Source organism: Desertibacillus haloalkaliphilus (assembly GCF_019039105.1).
Taxonomy (GTDB): domain Bacteria; phylum Bacillota; class Bacilli; order Bacillales; family KJ1-10-99; genus Desertibacillus; species Desertibacillus haloalkaliphilus.
The window spans coordinates 1-320 of the sequence record NZ_JAHPIV010000655.1 but is presented as its reverse complement, the minus strand read 5'-3'; the positions used below and the strand labels follow the sequence as shown (position 1 = coordinate 320).

The following is a 320-nucleotide window of genomic DNA, read 5'->3' as shown; positions in this document are numbered from 1 at the left end:
CCCCTGAACCGATCATCGCCACAGCGACTACAATCGCCGTCCACATCTTCCAGTGGTGCTTTGAGGTTGGTTGCTTGTCAGCCGGCTTGACGTTCAATTTTTGCGTGAAGCGATCAATGATGATGGCCAAGATAACCAAAGCCAAACCATTCACGAATCCCTTACCAACATCCGCGTTTTGTACGGCCGACAAGACACCACGACCAAGTCCTGGCGCACCAATCATTGACGCAATCACAACCATTGACAAGGCCAACATAATCGTTTGGTTCACACCGGCCAAAATCGTATTTGTTGCCAATGGTAATTCAAGCTTAAAC

The 320-nt window shown here is 48.8% G+C and carries 1 pseudogene; it reads right to left on the bottom strand.

Annotated features, from left to right (window positions below):
* A pseudogene (locus KH400_RS23725) lies at window positions 1-320 on the bottom strand (glycine/betaine ABC transporter permease); the annotation flags it as partial.